This is a genomic window from Ponticaulis sp. (genome assembly GCF_029210165.1).
Classification (GTDB): Bacteria; Pseudomonadota; Alphaproteobacteria; order Caulobacterales; family Hyphomonadaceae; genus Ponticaulis.
In genome coordinates this window covers 540,629-561,959 of record NZ_JARGNT010000001.1, presented here as the reverse complement: position 1 = coordinate 561,959, position 21,331 = coordinate 540,629, and the positions used below count along the sequence as shown (strand labels likewise).

Annotated in this window: 24 protein-coding genes; 15 read left to right on the top strand and 9 right to left on the bottom strand. The window is 56.7% G+C overall.

All coding sequences use genetic code 11. The annotated features are described in order from the left end of the window. The first annotated feature begins 27 nt into the window (after positions 1 to 27). The gene (locus P1U45_RS02800; protein ID WP_301057398.1) at positions 28 to 918 is read left to right on the top strand and encodes a fructose bisphosphate aldolase; all 891 of its coding nucleotides are present in this window, start codon (positions 28 to 30) and stop codon (positions 916 to 918) included. A 264-nt stretch (positions 919 to 1,182) separates the two neighbouring features. Here the strand turns inward: P1U45_RS02800 and P1U45_RS02795 are convergent, their stop codons facing one another. The 4 genes from P1U45_RS02795 to P1U45_RS02780 form a co-directional block, all read right to left on the bottom strand. Next, positions 1,183 to 1,551: a hypothetical protein gene (locus P1U45_RS02795; protein WP_301057397.1), complete on the bottom strand. Its 369-nt coding sequence runs from the start codon at positions 1,549 to 1,551 to the stop codon at positions 1,183 to 1,185. A 2-nt stretch (positions 1,552 to 1,553) separates the two neighbouring features. After that, complete coding sequence (locus P1U45_RS02790) at positions 1,554 to 3,248, bottom strand: S41 family peptidase (protein ID WP_301057396.1); 1,695 nt, start codon at positions 3,246 to 3,248, stop codon at positions 1,554 to 1,556. Positions 3,249 to 3,343: 95 nt separating this feature from the next. Continuing rightward, positions 3,344 to 3,757, bottom strand: coding sequence for a VOC family protein (locus tag P1U45_RS02785; protein ID WP_301057395.1), 414 nt, complete (start codon positions 3,755 to 3,757; stop codon positions 3,344 to 3,346). Positions 3,758 to 3,779: 22 nt separating this feature from the next. Further along, the gene (locus tag P1U45_RS02780; RefSeq protein WP_301057394.1) at positions 3,780 to 4,262 is read right to left on the bottom strand and encodes a VOC family protein; all 483 of its coding nucleotides are present in this window, start codon (positions 4,260 to 4,262) and stop codon (positions 3,780 to 3,782) included. 90 nt (positions 4,263 to 4,352) lie between these two features. On the opposite strand from P1U45_RS02780, the gene thiE reads away from it, so the two are divergent. From thiE to P1U45_RS02765, 3 genes are all read left to right on the top strand, one after another. Beyond that, positions 4,353 to 5,009 carry a thiamine phosphate synthase gene (thiE, locus tag P1U45_RS02775; protein WP_301057393.1) on the top strand — a complete coding sequence of 219 codons (657 nt, stop codon included), beginning with the start codon at positions 4,353 to 4,355 and terminating at the stop codon, positions 5,007 to 5,009. A gap of 1 nt (position 5,010) precedes the next feature. Beyond that, entirely contained in the window at positions 5,011 to 5,460 is a 450-nt protein-coding gene (locus tag P1U45_RS02770; RefSeq protein WP_293607672.1) for a YcgN family cysteine cluster protein, read from the top strand. Between the two features lie 112 nt (positions 5,461 to 5,572). Continuing rightward, positions 5,573 to 6,187, top strand: coding sequence for a glutathione S-transferase N-terminal domain-containing protein (locus P1U45_RS02765; protein ID WP_301057392.1), 615 nt, complete (start codon positions 5,573 to 5,575; stop codon positions 6,185 to 6,187). Positions 6,188 to 6,248: 61 nt separating this feature from the next. Here P1U45_RS02765 and P1U45_RS02760 read toward each other — a convergent pair whose 3' ends face one another. Then, positions 6,249 to 8,543: a TonB-dependent receptor gene (locus tag P1U45_RS02760; RefSeq protein ID WP_301057391.1), complete on the bottom strand. Its 2,295-nt coding sequence runs from the start codon at positions 8,541 to 8,543 to the stop codon at positions 6,249 to 6,251. 229 nt (positions 8,544 to 8,772) lie between these two features. Here P1U45_RS02760 and ruvC point away from each other — a divergent pair, with 229 nt between their 5' ends. Genes ruvC through ruvB form a run of 3 tightly spaced genes read left to right on the top strand, consistent with a single transcriptional unit; the run spans position 8,773 to position 10,918 of the window. Then, entirely contained in the window at positions 8,773 to 9,273 is a 501-nt protein-coding gene (ruvC, locus tag P1U45_RS02755; protein WP_301057390.1) for a crossover junction endodeoxyribonuclease RuvC, read from the top strand. Further along, a complete protein-coding gene (ruvA, locus tag P1U45_RS02750; RefSeq protein WP_301057389.1) occupies positions 9,270 to 9,896 on the top strand; it encodes a Holliday junction branch migration protein RuvA in 627 nt (208 codons plus the stop codon). Before ruvC ends, ruvA begins: the two co-directional genes overlap by 4 nt. Continuing rightward, positions 9,893 to 10,918, top strand: a complete 1,026-nt coding sequence (gene ruvB, locus P1U45_RS02745; protein WP_293607677.1) for a Holliday junction branch migration DNA helicase RuvB — start codon at positions 9,893 to 9,895, stop codon at positions 10,916 to 10,918. Before ruvA ends, ruvB begins: the two co-directional genes overlap by 4 nt. Here the strand turns inward: ruvB and P1U45_RS02740 are convergent. The 4 genes from P1U45_RS02740 to P1U45_RS02725 form a co-directional block, all read right to left on the bottom strand. After that, on the bottom strand, positions 10,915 to 11,343 hold the full coding sequence (locus tag P1U45_RS02740) for a hypothetical protein (RefSeq protein ID WP_301057388.1): 429 nt from the start codon (positions 11,341 to 11,343) through the stop codon (positions 10,915 to 10,917). The genes ruvB and P1U45_RS02740 overlap by 4 nt on opposite strands. Before the next feature lie 173 nt (positions 11,344 to 11,516). Next, positions 11,517 to 11,948, bottom strand: a complete 432-nt coding sequence (locus tag P1U45_RS02735) for a hypothetical protein (RefSeq protein ID WP_301057387.1) — start codon at positions 11,946 to 11,948, stop codon at positions 11,517 to 11,519. Between the two features lie 55 nt (positions 11,949 to 12,003). Then, positions 12,004 to 12,366: a DUF983 domain-containing protein gene (locus P1U45_RS02730; protein WP_301057386.1), complete on the bottom strand. Its 363-nt coding sequence runs from the start codon at positions 12,364 to 12,366 to the stop codon at positions 12,004 to 12,006. Then, complete coding sequence (locus P1U45_RS02725) at positions 12,366 to 14,051, bottom strand: tetratricopeptide repeat protein (RefSeq protein ID WP_301057385.1); 1,686 nt, start codon at positions 14,049 to 14,051, stop codon at positions 12,366 to 12,368. Before P1U45_RS02725 ends, P1U45_RS02730 begins: the two co-directional genes overlap by 1 nt. A gap of 110 nt (positions 14,052 to 14,161) precedes the next feature. On the opposite strand from P1U45_RS02725, the gene P1U45_RS02720 reads away from it, so the two are divergent. From P1U45_RS02720 to tilS, 8 genes are all read left to right on the top strand, one after another. Beyond that, positions 14,162 to 14,614 carry a YbgC/FadM family acyl-CoA thioesterase gene (locus P1U45_RS02720; RefSeq protein WP_301057384.1) on the top strand — a complete coding sequence of 151 codons (453 nt, stop codon included), beginning with the start codon at positions 14,162 to 14,164 and terminating at the stop codon, positions 14,612 to 14,614. 120 nt (positions 14,615 to 14,734) lie between these two features. Then, the gene (tolQ, locus tag P1U45_RS02715) at positions 14,735 to 15,454 is read left to right on the top strand and encodes a protein TolQ (protein ID WP_293607682.1); all 720 of its coding nucleotides are present in this window, start codon (positions 14,735 to 14,737) and stop codon (positions 15,452 to 15,454) included. A 3-nt stretch (positions 15,455 to 15,457) separates the two neighbouring features. Then, positions 15,458 to 15,895 carry an ExbD/TolR family protein gene (locus tag P1U45_RS02710; protein ID WP_301057383.1) on the top strand — a complete coding sequence of 146 codons (438 nt, stop codon included), beginning with the start codon at positions 15,458 to 15,460 and terminating at the stop codon, positions 15,893 to 15,895. A 5-nt stretch (positions 15,896 to 15,900) separates the two neighbouring features. Next, on the top strand, positions 15,901 to 16,806 hold the full coding sequence (locus tag P1U45_RS02705) for a hypothetical protein (protein ID WP_301057382.1): 906 nt from the start codon (positions 15,901 to 15,903) through the stop codon (positions 16,804 to 16,806). A 20-nt stretch (positions 16,807 to 16,826) separates the two neighbouring features. Next, the gene (gene tolB / locus P1U45_RS02700) at positions 16,827 to 18,191 is read left to right on the top strand and encodes a Tol-Pal system beta propeller repeat protein TolB (protein ID WP_301057381.1); all 1,365 of its coding nucleotides are present in this window, start codon (positions 16,827 to 16,829) and stop codon (positions 18,189 to 18,191) included. A gap of 116 nt (positions 18,192 to 18,307) precedes the next feature. Beyond that, positions 18,308 to 18,865, top strand: a complete 558-nt coding sequence (pal, locus tag P1U45_RS02695) for a peptidoglycan-associated lipoprotein Pal (protein ID WP_301057380.1) — start codon at positions 18,308 to 18,310, stop codon at positions 18,863 to 18,865. 78 nt (positions 18,866 to 18,943) lie between these two features. Next, a complete protein-coding gene (locus P1U45_RS02690; protein ID WP_301057379.1) occupies positions 18,944 to 19,945 on the top strand; it encodes a tetratricopeptide repeat protein in 1,002 nt (333 codons plus the stop codon). Next, positions 19,929 to 21,281 carry a tRNA lysidine(34) synthetase TilS gene (gene tilS, locus P1U45_RS02685; RefSeq protein ID WP_301057378.1) on the top strand — a complete coding sequence of 451 codons (1,353 nt, stop codon included), beginning with the start codon at positions 19,929 to 19,931 and terminating at the stop codon, positions 21,279 to 21,281. The genes P1U45_RS02690 and tilS overlap by 17 nt, the downstream gene beginning before the upstream one ends. The last annotated feature ends 50 nt before the right edge of the window (positions 21,282 to 21,331 follow it).

Below are 21,331 nucleotides of genomic sequence, written 5' to 3'. Positions count from 1 at the left end.
TAGTCACATAAGCAGGGACATAAGACGATGAACGCAGAAATGGCCAAACAGGCTGCAGAAAAAGACGGCTTTATTGCAGCGCTCGACCAATCAGGTGGTTCTACACCAAAAGCGCTGCGCCTTTATGGTGTTGAGGAAAGCGCTTACTCAAATGATGAGGAGATGTTTGGCCTCATCCACGACATGCGTGCGCGTATCATCAAGTCTCCTGCTTTCACGGGCGAGAAAGTTATCGGCGCAATCCTGTTCGAACGTACAATGGACGGCGATATCGATGGCACACCAACAGCCGAGTATCTCTGGAATGAGTGCGGCGTTGTTCCATTCCTGAAAATCGACAAAGGCCTCGCTGACGAGGAAAACGGCGTTCAAGTCATGAAGCCAAATCCGGACCTCGACAAGCTGCTTGAGAAAGCCGTTTCTAAAGGCATTTTTGGTACGAAAATGCGTTCTAACATCAACTCTGCGAACGCTGGCGGTATCGCAGCTGTCGTCGAGCAACAATTCGAAGTTGGCAAGCAGATTCTCGCAGCCGGCCTGATGCCGATCATCGAGCCTGAAGTGAACATCAACGCGCCGGACAAGGCTGAAGCTGAAGACATCCTGCTCGCAGAAATCACAAAGCAGCTCGACGCTCTGCCAGAAGGCACGCGGGTCATGCTGAAGCTTACTCTGCCGGAAACACCTAACCACTATAAGCCGCTGGTAGACCACCCGGCTGTTATGCGTGTGGTGGCTCTGTCTGGCGGTTATTCCCGCGAAGACTCAAACGCAAAGCTCGCGCAGAACACAGGCGTTATCGCAAGCTTCTCCCGCGCACTGACTGAAGGTCTTTCCGCGCAGCAGTCTGACGAAGAGTTCAACTCTATGCTCGCAGAGACAATCGACGCGATCTGCGAGGCGTCAAAAGCAGGCTGATAGTTAAGCCTTGCTTGAGGAACCAATCGTTCCTTCAGAATTGAGAAACCCCTCACCGCGCTGGTGAGGGGTTTTTTGTATCTAGCGGGTGCGGTGGCCACCCTGTGGGAGATCGCGAAATGCGCTCCAGAATGTGGTCGGGTCGCTTTGCGTGCCAACGCGAATGCCTGCGCTGGGTGTCGATTTTCCTCTCATGGTCTGCTTCTTTTTCTGATTGCAGGCCATGTCTTTAATTTCTCAAGTAAGGTTGAGATCAAGACGGTATTACCCGGCCTCGCCCGTATAGGGCGCACAAGTCACATCCTGAAGTGTGCGGACCAAATCGCCATTCTGATCAACGAGAACACACGCTCCGTCACGCAGCTCCAGCCCATAGCTTGTCGGTAGCGCCGGATTATTGCCTTCAAACGGTCCCGCAGGTGGAGGCAGGACCGTTACAACAGGCGTAACCAGCGGATCATCCGCGCCGAGCTCAACATTGGCGCGGCCAGTCATCTCGCGAAGCTCTGACATAAGCGGTGCCAGTTCAGCGTCACTGGCCAGCACGGCTGGCACGGGCGCGCCGCCGACAGGATGGGCGCAGGCAGCAAGGCTCGCCAGCGCCGTCATGATTGCAAAACCTGTTTTCAGCATGATCAGTTCACTCCGGTCAGGTCGCGGCTATTTTCAAGAATATCGCGGGCTTCGGTGAAAGGTGATGTGCGGATTGCAAGCTGTTGGCCCGGAATGCGATCAAACACGGTTTCCGGCGAACCTGGCGCAACCCCGGTAGATGCGGCAGACGAGAACGGAACAGGTGGGCAGGCATTGTTCTCGGCGTAATAGAGCGCCGTTTCCAACAAGTTCTCGCCTGCTGTGCCGAGGGGGTTAGAGAGGTCGTCGGAGACGGTGCAGCCCGGCAGGCGTTCACCAAAGGCAAAGCTGTTGTCCTGAGGCACAAAGCCGTCCGCATAATCGCCAAAGCCGACATTGTTCACGCCCTGAAACTGGATCGTGTAGAAGGTCGTGCCGCAATTGTCTGTCGGGTAGAAGCCATAAGGCTTGCCGCAGGTGATATCGCCAATCAGTACGACGTCGATACCTACGCCGCGCAGGCCGTTAATGACCGCTTCACTGGCGCTGCATGTGCCGCCCGTTGAGAGAATGAAGACGCGCGGCAGATCCAGTGATGGCAGGGGCGTTCCATTCGGCAGGGAAAAGCCAAGTCCAGTCGCATAAAACGGGATTGGGCTATTCACCTGACCGGTGACTGGATTGCGGTTGCCTGCATCATCGTTGAACTGGAGCAGCTCGAATGTCTGACCTGTCGTCGGCGTTGGGCCCGCCACCATGTAAGACAGCTGCGAGGCGACTGCGAGAAGCCCGCCGCCATTATAGCGAAGGTCCAGAACGAGGTCTGTCACATTGCCGTCTGCCATAGTCTGAATAGCATCGCGTATCGCTTCTTCAGACGTGGTCGGGCTGAACGTATTGAACAGAATGTAGCCGACCTTGTTCGCGCCCTGATCAATGATCTCGGTCCGGTTCACGGGCGATGGTGCAATATTGGCTGATGTGACGGTGACGGTGCGGGCTGTCTCACCGACATCGCGCACAACGAAAGTGTGTGACTCGCCGGCGGTTGCCGGAAACAGTCCTGCATTCAGAATATCGACGTCAGCCTGACTGCCGCCATTGACGACGTCGACCCCGTCAATCTGCAGGATCTGGGCGCCGCGCTGGAATGGGGCTTCACCGCTGACCGGCGTTGAGGCTGGTGAGTTCGGTTCGGTAAACACAACGCGCACATCGCGCGGTGGAGCCGAGGCGTAAATTGCAAAGCGGGCGCCATAGCCTGCAGTCGGTGCAGCCGTGCGCTGCGCCAGATATTCAGTCGTTGGCTGATAGAAATGGAAGTCGTCCTTGTCCTCGCCGGATGGCGTTGTCTCTGTTGTGCGCAGCACGTCGAAATAGGCTTCAGGATTGGAGAAATTGTACGGGTTCTGGTCGGTGACTTCGTCATTCCAGAGATAGGTTTCCTCGGTCCAGGAGCGTAGCCAGAAGAGCTCATCGCCGAGTGTGCCCTGAACGTCCGTGTAAGGATTGCCTTCAATATCTACGCCCACGCGCGGCACTTCGCACTGGTCTTTAAAGCTGCTCGCTGCCGGGAAGACGCCGCGCGTATAGGTCGGCTGCGACTGAGTTGGCGTCGGTGTGGGCGTAGGGGTTGGTGTCGGAACAGGCACAGGCGCAACAGTTGTGCCGCCACCACCTCCGCCGCCGCTACACGCGGTCAGTAATCCTGCGAAAAGGGCGATCGTCAGAAGGGATGGCTTTAGGCCCGGGCGCATTTTGGAATGTCCTGTTCAACAATACTGTGAAACAGAAACGTTAGTGCGACGGACGCTCAAGTAAACCGGAATTGACTGTTCCCACTGAGATTTGATCACTCGGCAGGGGTGTATGACTGTAAAAGTTCAATCAGATAGCCGTCAGGGTCACGCGCGAACCCGATGATCGCGTTATGGATTTCAGGCACCCGTTCAGGCTCTTTCACGACCTGATAGCCCGCGTCCCGGATTGCTTTGGCCGTTTCCATCACATTGGCAAACTGGAAGACGAGCTTCACAGGCAGGCGGGTGACGTTGCGATCCTTGCCATCGGTGAAATTCATCAGGACGACTTTATGGTCTGCGCCCGGATATTGAAGAACTACCTCTTCCATATTCGGCAATGAAATGCGGTTCACTTCATCAAGCCCCAGAACATCGCGGTAAAAGGCGGTGGAGACTTCCAGATCACTGACAGCAATGCCCATCGCAAAGAGCCGCGATTGCATAAGTGTTTGTGTATCCGCCATGAAAGCCTCCCCTGAGTGTTCGTTATGGCTGAGTTGGCAGAATTTCGATTAGATATCCATCCGGATCACGGGCAAAACCGACAATTGCGCCACCTACCTCTGCGGAAGGTATTGGCTCGCGTACAATCTCATAACCAGCTGCACGGATATTGGCCGCCAGAGCGGCAGGGTCTGGAACGCGTAGCACGATCTTTACCGGCAGGTTGGTGACATTGCGCTCAATCCCGTCTGTGTATTCCATCAGCACAATCGCGCTGCCGCCATTTGGCGCGACGAGCACGATCTCATCCATGTGAGAGATCTCGAATGTCGCGATAGCGCGCATGCCCAGCGTGTCCTGATAGAACGCCATGCTGGTTTCAAGACTGGTGACGCCTATACCGACGGCTGAGACAGCCACGTCGACATTCGGTGTTGGAACCGGGTCGGCTTCCTGCGCTGTAGATGTGCATCCGACCGCCAGAAGCGCCGCCGTGATTAGACCCGTTTTTAGAATATATTTCATGATACCTCCCTATATTTAACTTAGCTTTATACGCTGTAGAGAAAACGACAAGACTTGACCGTCAGGGTATTTTCGCTTTCTGACTGCGGGATGGACCATCGCACTCGCCTTTATCTCATCACGCCTCCTGTCATTGCTGATCTTGGGGCGTTCGAAGCCGATCTTTTCAACGCACTCGATGCGGGCGATGTCGCCTGTCTGCAGGTGCGGCTGAAGGGTGCAGATGGGAAGACGGTCGACGTGGACGCGACCCGCCGGTTTGGCGAAAAGCTGATTGAGAAGGTTCAGGCGCGCGACGTTGCTGTCATCATCAATGATCGCGCAGATCTCGCTGCAGAGCTTGGCGCGGATGGCGTGCATATCGGCCAGTCCGACGGCACATTCAAAGACGCCAAGAAATGGGTGGGCGAGCACGGCATTGTTGGCGTGACCTGTCACGATAGCCGTCATCTTGCGATGGTCGCTGGCGAGCAGGGCGCAGATTATGTTGCCTTTGGTGCTTTCTACCCGACGGAGACAAAAGCGGCACCGACACAGGCCGAACCTGAACTCCTCACCTGGTGGCAGGAAATGATGGAGCTGCCTTGCGTGGCTATTGGCGGTATCACGCCAGCCAATGCAGAGCCTCTGGTTCAGGCGGGCGCTGATTTCCTCGCGGTCTCCGGTGGCGTCTGGAAACATGAAGCAGGTGCAGCCGCTGCGGTGGCAGACCTGAACGCGATCTTTGATCGGGTCGCTGGCGCTTAGAATGGCTGGCAATTGGTGGGAAACCGTTCCGCTCAAGGATATGAGCGAGGATCAGTGGGAAGCCCTCTGTGATGGCTGTGCGAAATGCTGCCTTGTAAAGCTCGAGGACGAGGACACCGGTGAGATCGCCTATACGCGTCTTCACTGCAAGCTGCTGGATGCTGAAACCTGCCGCTGTTCGAACTATGAGAACCGCAAACAGTTCGTTCCTGATTGCGTAAAGCTGACGCCGGATAATCTCGGCGCGCTGAAATGGATGCCGAAAACCTGCGCCTATCGTTTGATCCATGAAGGCAAATCACTCGAACACTGGCATCCGCTGATTTCGGGGGAGCAGAGCTCTGTCCACCGGCAGGATCATTCTATTATGGGGCGGACGGTCTCTGAAGATACGGTCTTTGAGGGTGACGAGTTCGACTGGATTGTCGACTGGGAAGGCAACGAGCCTTAGCGCCCCGCCGCGAAGCATTCAGGCCCCGCGCACCGGAATGTGACATTCGGCGGTTTGCGCGTGATGGGTGACGGGGCTAGCAGTACTCGCACCAGTTTATCAGGAGGGTGTGATGAAACTGATTGGCATGTCTGATTCCCCGTTTGTGCGCCGCGTCGCGATCAGCGCAAAACGCCTCGGGTTGTCTTTCGAGCATGAGCAGATTTCGGTGATGCGTCAGTTCGAGGCCTTCAGCGCTTACAACCCGCTGGTAAAAGCGCCGACACTGATCACCGATGACGGTACAGTGCTTATGGAATCGACGGTCATCCTTGAATATCTCGAAAAACTGGCAGGGCCGGACAAAACGCTCTTCCCCGAAACGCTGTCTGATTTTGTAAAAGGTCAGCGGGTTATTGGCCTTGCGCTTATCGCCTGCGAAAAGACGGTTCAGATCGTCTATGAGTACAATATGCGCCCCGCGGACAAGCTGCATCCGGACTGGCTGACGCGTGTTGAAACCCAGCTGGGGGAAGCGTATTCCGCGCTTGATAAAGAGCTTGAAGGGCTATCAGCGTTCCTCGGTGGAGACGAGCCAACCCAGGCAGATATTACAGCTGCCTGCGCGTGGGGCTTTACCAGACTGGTTTATCCAAACCTTGCAGACCTGACGACCTACCCGGCCATCGCTGCGCTCTCTAAGCGGGCGGAGGCGCTGCCGGAGTTCATCTCAACACCGCTCGTTTAAACAAAAAAGCCGCGAGCATGGCACGCGGCTTTTCCATCCTGATATTTGTGTCCGGTTGTCTCTAGAAGGACTTGGACAGACGCACGCCATAGAATTGAGGCGCACCAGAGATGAAGGTCGGAATACCGAACGCATCGCCGGTATTGCCAGCGTCAATCAGATACTCTTCGTCGAGCACATTCGACACATAAACCTCAAAGCCAAGCCCGTTATCCCAGTCGAGCTGGGCATTCAGGTTGAGCAGGCCGTAGCTGTCCTGACTGATCGCGGCGCGCTCTGTGTTGTCGAAATAGACTTCAGACTGCCATGTATAGCTCGGCACGATTTTAAGATCCGCAAAACCGAGATCGAAGAGCACACGGGCAGAAACCGATGCCGTCTGGTCTGGTGATAGGCGCAGAGAATTTCCGGCGAATGGTGCACCCGCCTCATCATCGAAACGGGCATGGTTGTAGCCATAGTTCGCAGTGAAGGCGAGCATGTCATTCACTGACCAGATTGCTTGCGCTTCAAAGCCGTTCGATGTTGCATCACCTGCGTTGATCGGTTCGATCAGGCCGGTCGTCGCATTCACCTGCGTGCTCTGGAAGTTTGAGTAATCATAGTTGAAGACAGAGGTTTCAACGCTGAGATTGCCGTTGAGGAACAGGCCTTTCAGGCCAAGCTCGAACGCGTCGACAATCTCTGCATCCAGTGTTGCAAAACCTGCGCTTGGAGCTGATGCTGAAGCCGTGATGACCTCAGGGCGGCGACCGCGTGCATAGTTTGCATAGATGTTGACGCTATCTGTCGCCGCATAGCTGGCTGCGACGCGATATGTGAAGTCATCAAACTCGTCAGAGGCAGAGATGAGGCCATTGGAATCCTGTACGAACAGGCCGCCAAAGGTCAGATTGCTCGGGCCGTTCAGAAGCTCGACGAGAAGACCGGACTCTTTCTCGTCGCGGGTCCAGCGTACGCCGCCGGTCACTTCCAGACGATCAGTCACGTCATAGCTGACATCTGCGAACAGATCGATGGACTGGGTCTCGCCGAAGTTGGTGAAGGCTTCATTGTGGATCGGCTTGAGCGGTACAATCAAAGTGCCGCCGCTTTGGGCGAACGCTGTAAGGTTGATTGCCGGAAGAGTGCTCACGTCTGGAACGGTTGGTGGCACGAGAAGGCCGCCGAGCAGAGCCTGAACAGCCCGTTCGTCGAATGTCAGTGGCACATATTGTGAGCCGGTTTCATCGAAATAGCTGATGCCGGCAAAGCCGCGAAGACGCTCGCCGCTATCATAGTTCACGCGGAATTCCTGAGAGAATTGCTCGCCCTGATAATCCTCGGCGAAGATGAGAAGGTCGAGGCCAAAACCGTCCGGATCGAACACTTCAACGCTGCTAATGTCGCGCCAGCCAGTCGTCGATGTCAGAGAGACAGTGTCGTTGATGTCCCATTCGCCGATCAGTGTGGCGCTGTTGACCACGCGGTTGAGGCCAAGTTCCTGACCATCAAGGAAGTTGCCGAAAGTGTTGAGATTTGCAGGCTCCCACGCATCCGTGCTGGCGCCCGGTGCTGGCTCGAATGCGCCGGACTTGAAGCTTGTGCCGGAAGGGTCATCACGCTGGTAGTTGTAGATAAAGTCGAAGGACAAATCCTCACGCGGCGTGAAGGAAAGCGATCCGCGGATGGCCGCCATATCCTGACTGTTAAAGTCTTCTTCGGCAGGGTTGAGGCTCTCTACATAGCCGTCACGCTCACGGAAGCGCGCTGCGAGACGCCCTGCAAGCAGGCCATCAATCAGCGGGCCTGTGATGAAGCCGTCAGCATAGCGTTCTTCAAGATTGCCCATGCCCACGGTGACTTCACCGGAGAATTCAAATTCAGGGCGGGCCTGAATAACGTTTACGCCGCCAATCAGAGCGCCGCGACCGAACAGGGTTGGCTGCGGGCCTTTGGCAACTTCGACACGTTCAATGTCGAACAGCTCGATCACGGAGCCGCGTGAGCGTGAAATAGAAACGCCATCCTGGAAGATCGCGATGCGGGGCTCGATATTGGCCTCGCCTGAGTCAGAGGTAATGCCGCGGATCACAAAGCCAGGGTTATTCGGGCTCTGCTCCTGAACTTCGAAACCCGGTACGAAACGCGCGATCTGGTCGAACTCGTCAAGGCCGAGATCATCAAGCACAGAGGCATCAATCGCGGTGACCGCAACCGGTACATCGCGCAGGCTTTCTTCACGCTTCTGGACGGTGACGTAGATCGTATTCGCAATAAGCGGCTGGTCGTTTACAGGAGCATCCTGCGCGAATGTCGGAAGGGACAGGGCGCCAAGCCCGATCAGCGATGCAGTACCAAAGAGGAAAGATTTCATGATGCACTCCGCAAGCATTGAAGTATTCGCGGGGAGCTAAGCGAGAGCTGCGAAGCTTTCGCGACAGTAATGTTTCATCTGAATGACAATTGGTGACGCGAGCGTCATTCCAATACGTTGTGGATTTTAGGGCACATTCGTCACGAGCGTTCTGCCCGGCCTTGACCTTTGCGGAACAAAACGAGAAACATTAAGTCACGATTCACCATTTCAGGCGCAGATACGACTTATGGGAACACCAGTCAGAATTCTCGGGATTGATCCCGGTCTGCGCCATACAGGATGGGGAATGATCCTCTCTGATGGCCCGCGTTTGTCATGGGTAGCGCATGGCGTTATCTCACCTGATCCGACTTTACCATTGGCCGAACGTCTCGCTGTGATTTTCAATGGCGTGAGCGAGCTTGTCTCTCTCTACCAACCGCATCTGGCGGGCGTTGAGGAAACGCTGGTGAATGCCGGTGCGCAGAGCGCGCTGAAACTGGGGCAGGCGAGGGGCGCCGCGATGACTGCGCTGGCCGTGTCGTCTGTTGAGGTGTCCGAGTTCGCGCCGCGCCGTATCAAACAGGCGATCGTGGGCACAGGTAAGGCCGACAAAGAACAGATCGCCTTTATGGTGCAGCGGCTCCTCCCGCGGGCGGGCGGTGTAAAGAATGATGCGGCGGATGCCCTCGCGACTGCAATCTGTGCGGCCCATTACCGGCCTGCACTGGTGCGAGGCGTGGCATGATTATCGGCTGGCTTAAAGGCGAAGTCCTCTCAACAGGCGCGGACACGCTTCTCATCAATGTGAACGGCGTTGGATATGTTACGCTGGCCGGTTCCTCGCTTCTGGCAAAGCTCGCGCCGGGGCGTGAGGCAGAGCTGCATGTTGAGACGCGCGTTACCGAAAACTCTATCCAGATGTTTGCCTTCGAAAGCGATGAGGCACGCGCATGGTTTGTCCGTCTTACGGATGTGCCGGGTGTGGGCGGCAAGGTTGCGCTCGCTGTGCTGGATGCGCTTGGGCCGAATGGCCTGATGGACGCTGTGACGCTCGGCGATGCTGCAAGCCTGACCCGCGCTAAAGGCGTTGGTAAAAAGGTCGCTGAACGTATTGTCGGTGAACTCTCTGGCAAGGCACCACCACTTGGCCGGTTTGGCACGCTGCCGGGCGCGGTCCATGCAGGCGATAAGAAAGCGCCCGTCTCCGCGCCAAGCGGTGCACGCGCCGAAGCGGTTTCCGCGCTCGTTAATCTCGGCTATCAGCAAGTAGATGCCGCGCGCGCTGTTGCGGCCGCCGCTGCGCAGGGCGCAAATGAAGACGATGTGTCTGCGCTCATCAAGGCAGGCCTGAAGGAGCTTTCTGCTTGAACGATGCTGAACGCCTTTCCAGCCCCGAGCTGCAAGCTGGTGAAGCGCTGGACAGGGCGCTGCGCCCGCAGACCTTTGACGACTATGTCGGTCAGAACCGCGCCAAGTCGAACCTCAAAGTCTATGTCGAGGCCGCCCGCAAGCGCGAAGAGGCGCTGGACCACGTTCTTCTGTTTGGTCCGCCAGGGCTTGGTAAAACAACGCTCGCGCAGATTCTTGCCAAAGAGCTTGGCGCGGGCTTCCGTTCCACCTCAGGCCCCGTCATCGCCAAGGCGGGCGACTTGGCAGCGATCCTGACCAATCTTGAGCCGAATGACGTGCTCTTCATTGACGAAATTCACCGTCTGCCAGCCGCCGTCGAGGAAATTCTCTATCCGGCGATGGAGGATTATGCGCTCGACATCATGATCGGCGAGGGGCCGGCGGCGCGTTCTGTGCGGCTTGATCTCGCGCCGTTCACGCTGGTTGGCGCGACAACACGGGCTGGCCTTCTGGCAACGCCTTTGCGTGATCGGTTTGGCATTCCGATGCGGCTTGAGTTTTATGAGCCGGAAGATCTGGCGCGTATCGTTCGCGCAGCTGCGGCCAAGCTGGACGTGACGATCACTGAAGACGGCGCGCTGGAAATTGCGAGCCGTGCACGTGGCACACCGCGTATCGCGCTGCGTCTTTTACGGCGTGTGCGCGACTTTGCAGACGCTGAAGGCTCTGCCATCACCAAAGAGGCGGCTGACCGCGCGCTAAAACGCCTTGAGATTGATCCTGACGGTCTGGATGCGCTCGACCGTCGTTATCTGCATGCGCTGGTGAAAACCTATGCTGGCGGGCCTGTGGGCGTTGATACGCTGGCGGCGGCGCTTTCAGAAGCGCGCGACGCGATTGAAGACGTGATCGAGCCTTATCTCATGCAGAAGGGCTTTGTGGCTCGCACCCCGCGTGGACGAACTGCTGCCCCTGGCGCGTATGAGCGCCTTGGCATTGCGCCACCGCTCGCAAAACCGGCTGGCGATTTGTTTGATTAACGCAGGAACCCGCGTAATTTCATGATGATGGAATAGGCGCATTCGAACACAAGCACTGCCAGAATGACGCCGCTGATGATCATATCCTGATCGGTCAGGGTTGGTGGCGGGTGGAAGTGGAATGTACCTGACAGCGCCGCGCCATAGCTGAACAAGGCGATCACAAACACTAATGTTGAGATGCGGCTTTTCAGGAGAAGCAGGAGAGAGCCTGCTACACTTAGCCAGATGCTGAGTGCCCAGGCGACCACAAACCATTGCGGAAGAGACTGGTAATAAGCGATCTGCTCTGCGGTGAAGGCTTCCATATACCAGTCCACATTGAGCTTGGTCATGGTGTAGTCAAAACCGCCAAAGGCGTTCCAGAGCAGTGTGATGATGCCGACCACCCAAAGGTGCCAAGGCGTTTTCTTTTTCTCAGACATGACAGCCCCCGCTCAATATCGTTAACACGACGATAGCCAGAGACTTGTATTTGTCACGTGAGTTCGCCTCTATGGCGATAACGCATCGGTCAAAGAATTTAATGTGCCGCCGATTGGTCAACGGACGGCCAATCCGCACGCAGAATGAGCGGTTCGTCCCTGCGGATGACGCTTTAACGCAGAACGCCTCGCTTGGTCATCGAGCTGGAATACCAGACCTCGAACAGAAGAACGGCTGTGATAACGCCCGTGAAAATATAATTGGCTGTCGTGACATCTGGCACAGTATTGAGCGCAAACGAGTAGATCGTTCCGAAAATGTATCCGACCAGCGAAATCGCGAACACCGGAAATGCCAGCTTGTTTCGCAAAAGAATGAGAATGGACCCAAGAACGCTTGTCCAGATACTGATCGCCCATATCGCGGTGAACCATGCCGGCAGGGCTTCGTAATAGGTCCTTTGCTCATCGGTATAGCCCGACATGTAGAATTCGGTGTTGAGTTGGGTGAAGATGTAATCCAGCCCGCCGCCTGCGAAATTCCAGATAAAGGTGATGATGCCCACCACCCAGATATGCCATGGTGTCTTTATGGTCTCAGTCATGAAAGCCCCCCTCTGATCGTCCCCGAGGAGGATAATAGCGGGGCTTGGAATTTTGTCACCTCGCCGTGCGTTTCTGTTCCATATGCCAGAGCGCGCCGAGCCAGCCGCCCTTCATCAAAGCGAGCAGGCCAAGCGCTGTACTCACCATGAAAACGAGAAGGAGCGGAAAAACGAGCATGGCATGCTCGCCAGCTTTAAGTGATGCCAGAAAGATTAGCGGGGCGTAGAATGGGCCAAGCGACAGCACTGTCAGCCAGGCCGGGCCGTCGGCTGCCATGTCGTGATTGAACGCCTCGCTGCAATGTGGGCATTCCGGCTTCAGCTTCAGATATCCGGCGAACAGCTTTCCCTCGCCGCAGGCGGGGCATTTACGGCGCAGACCGCGCGTGATCGGTGTCAGGGCGGAAGGCGCTGTCATTAGAGGCGGGAGCCGGTAAGTGTCACATCCGCATTTGACCAAATCTGGTCGAAGCGGGTCTGTAGTTCCGTTGCCTCTTCGGACCGTCCCTGAGCGCTCAACGCGCCAATCAAGCCGAAGGTCGACCATCCATTGCGTGGAAAGAGTTCCAGATCACGTCGATAGATAGCCTCGGCATCAGTAAACCTGCCTGCCGCCATAAAGGCTTCGCCAAGCGACTGGCGCGTTGGATAGTACCAGAAAGGGGGCTCCATATAGGGAAGTGTATCCTGCAGAGCGACGGCGCTTTCAAAGGCCGCAATGGCAATGTCTGTCTCTCCATTGGCCATGGCAATTTCGCCTTCCAGCAAATGGTCTGCGATATTGATCAGCAGGCTTGCCGGATAATCGACGCCATCGAGATAAAGGACGCGGTCATTGTCTTTGAGCGGCGCTAGCGCATCACGTTCTGCCTGAGCGGCTTGTGGGTCACCGGTGCGGGCGAGCGCTGTGCCGCGGGCATAGCGCCAGATGGCATTTGAGAAACCAAGATCAGCACGTGGCTGTGGTGTATCCAGCAGATAGTCCCAATGACCGAACTGAACACGCGTCAGCAGCGGTACCGTGTGGAATAGCTCCACTGTTGGGAATTGGTCGATGTCTTCGAGGCGCACAAAAGAGGCGACCTTTTCGCCTGACTCTATCGCTAACTCGCTCTGACCAGCCATGGAAGCAGCGGCCCAGAGAAAGTGGATGTTATGCGGGTAGTAAGCGGCAGGATAAAACCCCTGCGCATTGCAGGCGGCGATGTAAGCTTCGTCGACTTCCGCGGCCATGATGTTAACCCGCGCTGCATCATCATACCGGCCAATCCGCCAGTAAATGTGCGAAGGCATGTGGACGAGGTGTCCGGAAGCCGGAACCAGTGTCACCAGCCGGTCTGCTGCCGCTTCTGCGCGTCCCGGATTATCTGAGGCTTCAACGGCATGGATGTAGAGATGGATCGCTAGCGGGTGGTCGGGGCTACGCGCCAGCACGGTTTCCAGCGCCTCGATTGCCTGCTCAGCCTCTGGTCTCGGCGTGGAGCCGTCCGACCAGTAATCCCATGGCATGGTGTTCATCCACGCCTCGGCATACATCGCGGCGATATCATCATCGTCCGGATAACTGGCTTTAAGCTCGCCCATAGCCCGTGCGTATTGGATGTCTATTTGTGTGCGGTCATCAACCGGTTCTTCGGTGTAGCGGTTTGCGAGCGCGGCAATCATGTCCTGCTCGATCTGCGGTGCGTCAGGCGCAAGCTCCAGCGCGCGCTGGAGCGCGGCATAGGCGGCGATCTGCTCGGCCTCGGTCATCACCGGTTTGCCATTGGCGGTCACATTGATGTTGGGCCCTGTCGCAAGTGCCTCGCCCCAGAAACACATTGCGCAGTCCGGATCGAGAGCCTGCGCGGCGCGAAAAGAGCGGATCGCTTCGGCATGATTGAAACCAAAAGCCATGACCATGCCCTGATCGAAATAGCGCTGGACGTACGGATTGGAGGTGGAAATGGGGCGGGTATAGTCGCCCATGCCATCGAATAAAGGCGCGCCTGCCTGTTCGACAATAGCTGCCTCGGTCGGCTCCGCCGGTGTTGTCTGTGTGCAGGCGGGAATGATCAGAAGCGTTCCTGCTAAGGCGGTCGCCCGAAAAAGTGTGTTCATCATATCGTTTGCCCCTCCCGCCGAACCGGCGCGTTTCCTGCCTGATGGGAACATGACGGCTCTGGCCGGTCAATCAGCATGACAAGGCCCGGAAACCTTGCTACCGGCTTTGCATGACGACACTGCAGCTTGATGATCGCAATTTCGACGCCGATAAACAGCATTGGACGCCCGTGCGCGTTTATTACGAGGACACCGATTTCACCGGCCTTGTTTATCACGCCAATTATCTGAAATATTTCGAGCGCGGACGGTCGAACCATCTGCGTGATGCCGGCGTAACGCATAAGTCTCTTCTGGAGCGCGACGACCCTGCCGCTTTCACGATTGTGAAGGCCGATGTGGACTTTAAAAACGCCGCCCATGTGGAAGACGAGCTGATGGTGCGCACCCGCTATATGGGCGTGAAGGGCGCACGCATCTTCTTCGATCAGGCGGTGCTACGTGGTGAAACCCTGATCTGCGAGGCTAAGATTATCGCAGTGACCATCCATTCGGATGGACGCCCGCGCAGACCTATTCCGGAAATCGCAAAACTACTGCAAAGCTACGTCTATCAATCATAAAAATCATGAAATCGCAGTCACGTGCGTCGATTGTCTTGATTTTGCCAAGATGGTTGCCGACACAGTCTAGGCCCGCTTCTTTGCCGGGGTGACAAGCATAAGAAAGAGTTGGACGCGTCCATGGAAACTGAAGCACTACAGGCCGTAACCTCGCACAATTTCTCGCTTTATGAGTTGTTCCTCAGAGCGGACATTATCGTCAAAGGCGTTATGGGCCTTCTGGTTCTGCTTTCTATCTGGTCCTGGGCGATCATTTTCGAAAAGTTTGGCTCGATTGGCGGCGCGATTAGCCGAGCGAAAAAATTCGAAGGCGCGTTCTGGTCCGGTCAGCCGCTGGAAGATCTCGATGATAGCGTCATGTCCGACAAGAAAGAAGCGATGGCGCGTGTCTTTGTATCTGCCCGTCGCGAGTGGCAGGATGCACGGCGGGTTTCCAATTTCTCCGATAGTCAGAGCGCCGCGCTGGTAAACCGCGCAGAGCGCCTCATGCAGGCGGCAACCGACCGTGAAATGTCCCGTCTTGAAGGCGGGCTTGGCGTGCTGGCGACGATTGGGTCTGTCTCACCGTTCGTGGGTCTGTTCGGTACGGTCTGGGGTATTATGAACGCCTTCCGCGAGATTGCGGGCACGGGGTCTACTAACCTTGCTGTTGTTGCGCCGGGTATTGCTGAGGCTCTGTTTGCGACCGCGCTTGGCCTTGTTGCGGCTATTCCGGCCGTCACCTTCTACAACAAATTTGCCTCCCAGCTGGCTGGCTTCGGGGATCGCCTTGATACCTTCTCGCAGGAATTCATCGTGCGCCTGTCGCGCCGTCTTTACGAGCGCAGAGGCGAGGGCTGATCCATGGCCATGATGATGCAAGGCGGCGGAGGACGCAGAGGGCGTCGACGTCGCGGCCTGAATTCCGAGATCAACGTCACGCCATTTGTGGACGTAATGCTGGTTCTTCTGATCGTCTTCATGGTGACAGCGCCGCTGCTGGTCACGGGCATTGATGTGGCCCTGCCGAATGCGCAGGCGCGCCCACTGCCGCAAACGCAAGGCGAAGTGCTGGCTCTGACGATCACAGAAGAAGGCGTCATCTATCTGCAGGAAGAGGAAATCTCCATGCAGGAGCTGCGCCCGCGGCTCGCGGCGATTGTCTCTACCGGCTATTCCCAGCGCGTCTATGTGCGCGGTGACGGTGTCGTGCCGCTGGAGATTGTCGCGCAGGTGCTCGCAGCTATTCAGGCGGCCGGCTTCAACAGCGCGGCCATCGTGACAGATTCCAACGCAGGCTGAGCTGTATGAAATACGCGCTTCCTGTTTCCATTCTCGTACACGTCGCGATCGGCGCGTCCGGACTTTTCGTCTGGAGCACGGCGCCGCGTGAGGGTGTGGAAACATTCGTGGAAGTGCCGCTTGATATTGTGAATATCGCTGAGGAAACCAACATACGCGAAGTCCGTCGCCCCGAGCCTGAGACTCGGCCGGAACCTGAAGAGGAAGAAGAGCTGATCGACCAGGAAGGTGAAGACGAAGAGGATACGATTGTTCCGGCAGATACGGCGCTAGCACAGCCCGAGCCGGAAGAAATTGAAGACGTTCCGCCTCCGCCGCCTGAAGAGCCACCTGAAGAAGAGGCGCCGCCAGAGCCTGAGGAAGAAGCACCTGAACCGGTTCGCGAAGACCCGCCTGAAGCGCCGGTGACACGCGCGCCAGAACCAGAGCCGGAAAATGACGACCCGTTCGGTGACCTGATTGATGAAGTCGAAGAAACGCTCAATCAGGATGTAACAAGTGAGGCGCCAACACGGCGCAACCGGAACGCGTCAACGACGGAACTGGAAGATCAGGATCAGGAAGACCAGCGCGGCGCAGGTGCACAGACCGGCAACACGGCTACGGTTGTCGATTTCATCGTATCCTACATCGAAGATCAGGATTGCTGGCGCTCTGTTTCCGACTTGCCGGACTGGCAGAACCTTGATGTGACGGTGTCCTTCCGCCTTGATGCTGAGGGTAACATCACGCGTTCGCCGCGCGTTACCGGCTCCTCGCGTCCGGTGAACTCAGATCGCTTTATACGGACGGCAGCTGACCGCGCCATTCGCGCGATACGGAACTGCGAGCCGTTTCCTATGAGCGAACAAAATTACGAATTCTGGCGTGATGAAGACATCGTGCTGACATTTAACGAAGACACATTCTGATTCCGATTGGAGGAACACACATGGCACTAAAGAGAATGATTTTGAGCCTTGGGGTGGCGCTCACGGTAAGCATGGGCCTCGGCGCGCCTGCAATGGCGCAGCTTGAAGGTGAAGTCACGCAGGCGTCCGCGCGTGAGTTCCGCGTCGCCCTGCCAGACTTTAACGCGAACACTCCGGAAGCTCAGGCGCTGGCAGATCAGATCACGGCAATCATGCGTAACGATCTGCGCTCGACTGGCCTGTTTGATCTTCTGACGCCGGATTCCTTCATCCAGCAGGATCTTTCAGTGCTTGTGCAGCCGCGCTTTGCCGACTGGCGCATTATCGACACTGAATCGCTCGGTATTGGTGAAGTCGAAATCATGGATGACGGGCGTATGCGCGTCGCCTTCCGTCTCTGGGATACAGCGCAGGAACAAGAGCACCTTCTCTCCGGTCGTCGTGGTCGCCAGTATGTGACGACATCCGAGAACCTACGCCGTGTTGCGCACGTTCTGGCCGATGACATCTACACAAGCCTCACCGGTGACGAAGGCTATTTCGACAGCCGCATCGTCTTCATTGCTGAATCCGGCCCACGTACAGCGCGTGTGAAACGCCTTGCAATTATGGATCAGGATGGCGCGAACGCTGAATTCCTGACTAACGGCCAACATACAGTTCTGACGCCGCGCTTTTCGCCGTCTGATCAGACGATCACTTACATGACGTATGAGCGCGGTCGTCCGCAGGTCTACCTCTTTGATATTGAGACAGGCCGTTCAGAAGCGCTGGGCCAGTTCCAGGGCATGACTTATGCGCCGCGTTTCTCGCCGGATGGTAACTCCGTCATCATGGCACAGGCCGATAACGGTAATTCCGACATCTACATCATGGATCTGAACAGCCGTCGCCGTACGCGCCTGACAGATCACCCTGCGATCGATACCTCACCAAGCATGTCTCCGGACGGGGATGAGATTGTCTTCACATCGGACCGTGGCGGCACTCCTCAGCTTTATGTCATGAACCGTGACGGCTCTATGCGCACCTGCCCGTCAGGTGGCCGCGATGTAGCTTGCCGTATCACATTCGGTAGCGGTCGTTACTCAACGCCGGTCTGGTCTCCACGCGGTGACCTGATCGCCTTCACACGTCAGGCAAACGGTCGTTTCTATATCGGCGTTATCGAGCCGGATGGTGAGGGCGAGCGCCTTCTGACAGAGGCTTATCTGGATGAAGGTCCGGCCTGGTCTCCAAATGGCCGTGTGATCATTTTCTTCCGTGAAGACCGCCCGGGCGCAAGCCCTGCGCTCTACACGGTCGACCTTACGGGTCGCAATTTGCGCCGCCTCAATACACCGGGTGATGCATCTGACCCGGCATGGTCTCCAACTCTCCGATAATTCATTGGGCAAATGAATTGGAATTTGTCACTCTGAAATCAGGACATTGGTCTCAGAGTTGACAAAATCCCAACTTAGAGACTGAGATACGCAAGAAGGTTGTGGAAGGGTCCCAAATGAAAAACAAAATGTTCAAGTTGGTTTCGGTCGCGGGCATAGCACTTGCACTGGGCGCATGTGCTTCAAATCCGCCAGTTGAGGAAGAAGTTGCGGTTACAACACCGCCGCCAGTGCGCGATACAACGCCGCCACCAGTGCGCGAAGTTATTGAGCCGCCGCGCGAAGTGGTTCAGGGCCCGCCTCCGGGCACGGTTCAGGATTTCATCGTCAATGTGGGTGAGCGCGTCTATTTCGACACAGACCGTTACAACCTCGACGCAGACGATATGTCTGTACTGAACCGTCAGGCAGCATGGCTGCAGGCTTATCCGACTGTCCGCATCATGGTTGCAGGCAATTGCGACGAGCGCGGCACACGTGAATATAACCTCGGCCTTGGGGAACGCCGTGCGAACTCTGTGAAAGATTACCTCGTTTCGCGCGGTATCTCTGCAGACCGTATCGAAACCATTTCTTACGGTAAAGAACGCCCGATCGACGGCCGCTCTACGCCGGAAGCATGGGAAGTGAACCGTAACTCTCACACGCAAATTGTGAGCGGTCAGGTCGGTTAAATCCCGGCACTGCTATTAAAAACAGAAAAAGCAGGGCTGCCTCATTTCAGCCCTGCTTTTTTGTGTATGAGTTGAGCCATGAAACACGCACGTCATTCCGTTCTCGCAGCACTGGGACTGGTGCTCCTTTCCGCTCCTGCCATGGCGCAATCCAATGCGCCTATCCGTTTCGGTGATGGCAGTTCTTCCTATCAGACGCAGCAGGATATGCAGGATCAGTTATCCCGCCAGAGCGCGCGGGTGGTGGATCTGGAAGCTGAAATCTCCCGCCTCACAGGGCGTATCGAGCAGCTTGAATATCGCCTGTCTGAAAGTGAAGATGCTCGCGAGCAGTTGCAGGAAGATTTCCGTAGCCTGAACGAACGGATTGATACGATCAATGCGCGCCTCGCTGCTGGGGCCAGCTCCGTTAACTCAGGGCAGGTGACGACTGGCCAGCCGCGTCCATCCTTCCAGCAGGTTGCGCCGGAAGTTCCAACAGGGCCACGTAACATCCAGACGCGTGACGGAAGTGTCCGCTACACCCAGCCTGGACGCCCTGAAACGGCTGTTCCGAACACATCGCCTGATGGTCAGTCTGCTCTCTCTGGTGGCCGCGCCCCAACCGGTGCGTCTGAAACATCATCCTTCACACGCGGTCCGGATGGACGCCTGCCAGAAGGTAGTCTCGGTACTCTGCCAGCAAGTCAGCTTCCGGGTGAAGCGGGCGCGCTCTATGAACTTGGTCGCAACCGTCTTCTGAACTTTGACTATACAGGTGCCGAGCAGGCATTCCGCGCCTTTCTCGACGAGTTCGGCGATGACCCGCAGGCTGGCGAAGTCCATTACTGGCTTGGCGAAGTCCTTTATCAGGAAGGTGACTATGAAGGCTCTGCGCGCTTCCTCACTTCTTTCGTGCGTGACTTCCCTGAAGACCCGCGCCGCGCGGATGGTGTGGTGAAGCTCGCCCGCGCGCTGGTTGAGGTCGGCGATACGAACCGCGCCTGCCAGTTCCTATCGCGCATCGACCAGATTGGTGATGTGTCAGCACGGACAATGCAGGCGGCTAATGTGCAGGAACAACTTGCCGGCTGTAACTGAACGATCTGACGTGACAGGCCGGTCTGTTATTGAGCGGCTCTCACGGTTTGTCTCTTTCTATGAAGACGAATTAAGCGGCGGGCTATTGCTCGCCGTTTCCGGTGGCAGTGACTCGCTGGCGCTGCTCCATGCATTTAACCGTCTGCCAGTTGCCATCAAGCCCGTCATCCGGGTTGCAACGGTCGATCATGGGCTGCGGCCTGAAGCGCTAGCCGAGGCGGAAATGGTCGGCGATGTGTGCAAGCGGCTCGGGCTTCATCATGACATTCTGACCCTTGCTTGGGACGACGCGGCAAGCGTCTCGCAGGCGCAGGCAAGGCGAGCGAGATATGCGGCGCTGGCAGCTCATGCCCGTGCACACGGGCTGACCGCGATTGCTACAGGTCACACCTATGATGATCAGTTGGAAACGGTGTTCATTCGTGAAGGTGCAGGCTCTGGTCTCTATGGCCTTGCGGGCATGGCAGATGTCGCGCCATTGCCTATCTGGCATGAAGGGTATGACCTCTCCCTGGTGCGCCCGCTTCTGACGGTAGGGCGACATGATTTGCGTGAGCTTCTGAAGGGTTTGGGCGCAGAATGGGTGGAAGACCCGTCTAATACCAATACTGCGTTTGAACGCGTACGGGTGCGCAATCTGCTTAGAGACAACCCGGATGAGGTCAAACGGCTGGAAGGCGTGCTCGGTCACGCGATCTCTCAACGCATACGCGATGCCGACCAGATGACGGGCTGGGCGGCGCGACACGTCAATTTTCTCGTCGGCGGTGTAGCCGAATTTGACGTGCCTGCTTTTTTGGAACTGGAGCCAGCGCTGCGCCTACGATTTCTGATGGCGCTTCTGACCGCTGTTGGCGGGAAAGAGGCTTTGCCGCGTAAGGAAAAAGCCGAGGCACTGATTGATCTGTCTGGCTGTGCAGCCGGGCGTACGCTGCATGGATGCCGTCTGCAGGTGCGCGATGGTGTTTGTCTCGTCGCGCCGGAACCTGCTCCGCTCGCAGACGTTCTGGAACTCGAACCTCAAAGCTCTGAAGTCTGGAAAGGGCGAACCCTGCTAACGCGAACCGACAATTGCGCCGGGCCATCATTGGTTGCCTCATGGGAGACGCGAGAAGTTCCGCGTTCGCTTGATAGGGGAAGTCTGCCGCGCTACGATATCAGACATAGTCTGCCGGTCATTCTGAATGATGCCGGTGAGGTAACTGAAGTCCCCCATTTGCAAGATGGCGCGTCAGTCTGCCCAAGAGACCTTTCGCAGGCGCGCTTTTATAAGCTTTTGCAGTTCAAAGCGCAGTTTTTTGCGACTGAATCTCGCCATAGGGAGTCGTTTTCCTGATATTCCTTACCTATGTTATACAAAGTAACGTTTTTGAAGAAGAAAGCCTG

What these genes read in the sequence shown, in the direction of transcription:
- P1U45_RS02800 (WP_301057398.1), top strand. Translation starts at nt 28, where the DNA reads ATGAACGCAGAAATGGCCAAACAGGCTGCAGAAAAAGACGGCTTTATT.
- P1U45_RS02795 (WP_301057397.1), bottom strand. Translation starts at nt 1,551, where the DNA reads ATGCTGAAAACAGGTTTTGCAATCATGACGGCGCTGGCGAGCCTTGCT.
- P1U45_RS02790 (WP_301057396.1), bottom strand. Translation starts at nt 3,248, where the DNA reads ATGCGCCCGGGCCTAAAGCCATCCCTTCTGACGATCGCCCTTTTCGCA.
- P1U45_RS02785 (WP_301057395.1), bottom strand. Translation starts at nt 3,757, where the DNA reads ATGGCGGATACACAAACACTTATGCAATCGCGGCTCTTTGCGATGGGC.
- P1U45_RS02780 (WP_301057394.1), bottom strand. Translation starts at nt 4,262, where the DNA reads ATGAAATATATTCTAAAAACGGGTCTAATCACGGCGGCGCTTCTGGCG.
- thiE (WP_301057393.1), top strand. Translation starts at nt 4,353, where the DNA reads ATGGACCATCGCACTCGCCTTTATCTCATCACGCCTCCTGTCATTGCT.
- P1U45_RS02770 (WP_293607672.1), top strand. Translation starts at nt 5,011, where the DNA reads ATGGCTGGCAATTGGTGGGAAACCGTTCCGCTCAAGGATATGAGCGAG.
- P1U45_RS02765 (WP_301057392.1), top strand. Translation starts at nt 5,573, where the DNA reads ATGAAACTGATTGGCATGTCTGATTCCCCGTTTGTGCGCCGCGTCGCG.
- P1U45_RS02760 (WP_301057391.1), bottom strand. Translation starts at nt 8,543, where the DNA reads ATGAAATCTTTCCTCTTTGGTACTGCATCGCTGATCGGGCTTGGCGCC.
- ruvC (WP_301057390.1), top strand. Translation starts at nt 8,773, where the DNA reads ATGGGAACACCAGTCAGAATTCTCGGGATTGATCCCGGTCTGCGCCAT.
- ruvA (WP_301057389.1), top strand. Translation starts at nt 9,270, where the DNA reads ATGATTATCGGCTGGCTTAAAGGCGAAGTCCTCTCAACAGGCGCGGAC.
- P1U45_RS02740 (WP_301057388.1), bottom strand. Translation starts at nt 11,343, where the DNA reads ATGTCTGAGAAAAAGAAAACGCCTTGGCACCTTTGGGTGGTCGGCATC.
- P1U45_RS02735 (WP_301057387.1), bottom strand. Translation starts at nt 11,948, where the DNA reads ATGACTGAGACCATAAAGACACCATGGCATATCTGGGTGGTGGGCATC.
- P1U45_RS02730 (WP_301057386.1), bottom strand. Translation starts at nt 12,366, where the DNA reads ATGACAGCGCCTTCCGCCCTGACACCGATCACGCGCGGTCTGCGCCGT.
- P1U45_RS02725 (WP_301057385.1), bottom strand. Translation starts at nt 14,051, where the DNA reads ATGATGAACACACTTTTTCGGGCGACCGCCTTAGCAGGAACGCTTCTG.
- P1U45_RS02720 (WP_301057384.1), top strand. Translation starts at nt 14,162, where the DNA reads ATGACGACACTGCAGCTTGATGATCGCAATTTCGACGCCGATAAACAG.
- tolQ (WP_293607682.1), top strand. Translation starts at nt 14,735, where the DNA reads ATGGAAACTGAAGCACTACAGGCCGTAACCTCGCACAATTTCTCGCTT.
- P1U45_RS02710 (WP_301057383.1), top strand. Translation starts at nt 15,458, where the DNA reads ATGGCCATGATGATGCAAGGCGGCGGAGGACGCAGAGGGCGTCGACGT.
- P1U45_RS02705 (WP_301057382.1), top strand. Translation starts at nt 15,901, where the DNA reads ATGAAATACGCGCTTCCTGTTTCCATTCTCGTACACGTCGCGATCGGC.
- tolB (WP_301057381.1), top strand. Translation starts at nt 16,827, where the DNA reads ATGGCACTAAAGAGAATGATTTTGAGCCTTGGGGTGGCGCTCACGGTA.
- pal (WP_301057380.1), top strand. Translation starts at nt 18,308, where the DNA reads ATGAAAAACAAAATGTTCAAGTTGGTTTCGGTCGCGGGCATAGCACTT.
- P1U45_RS02690 (WP_301057379.1), top strand. Translation starts at nt 18,944, where the DNA reads ATGAAACACGCACGTCATTCCGTTCTCGCAGCACTGGGACTGGTGCTC.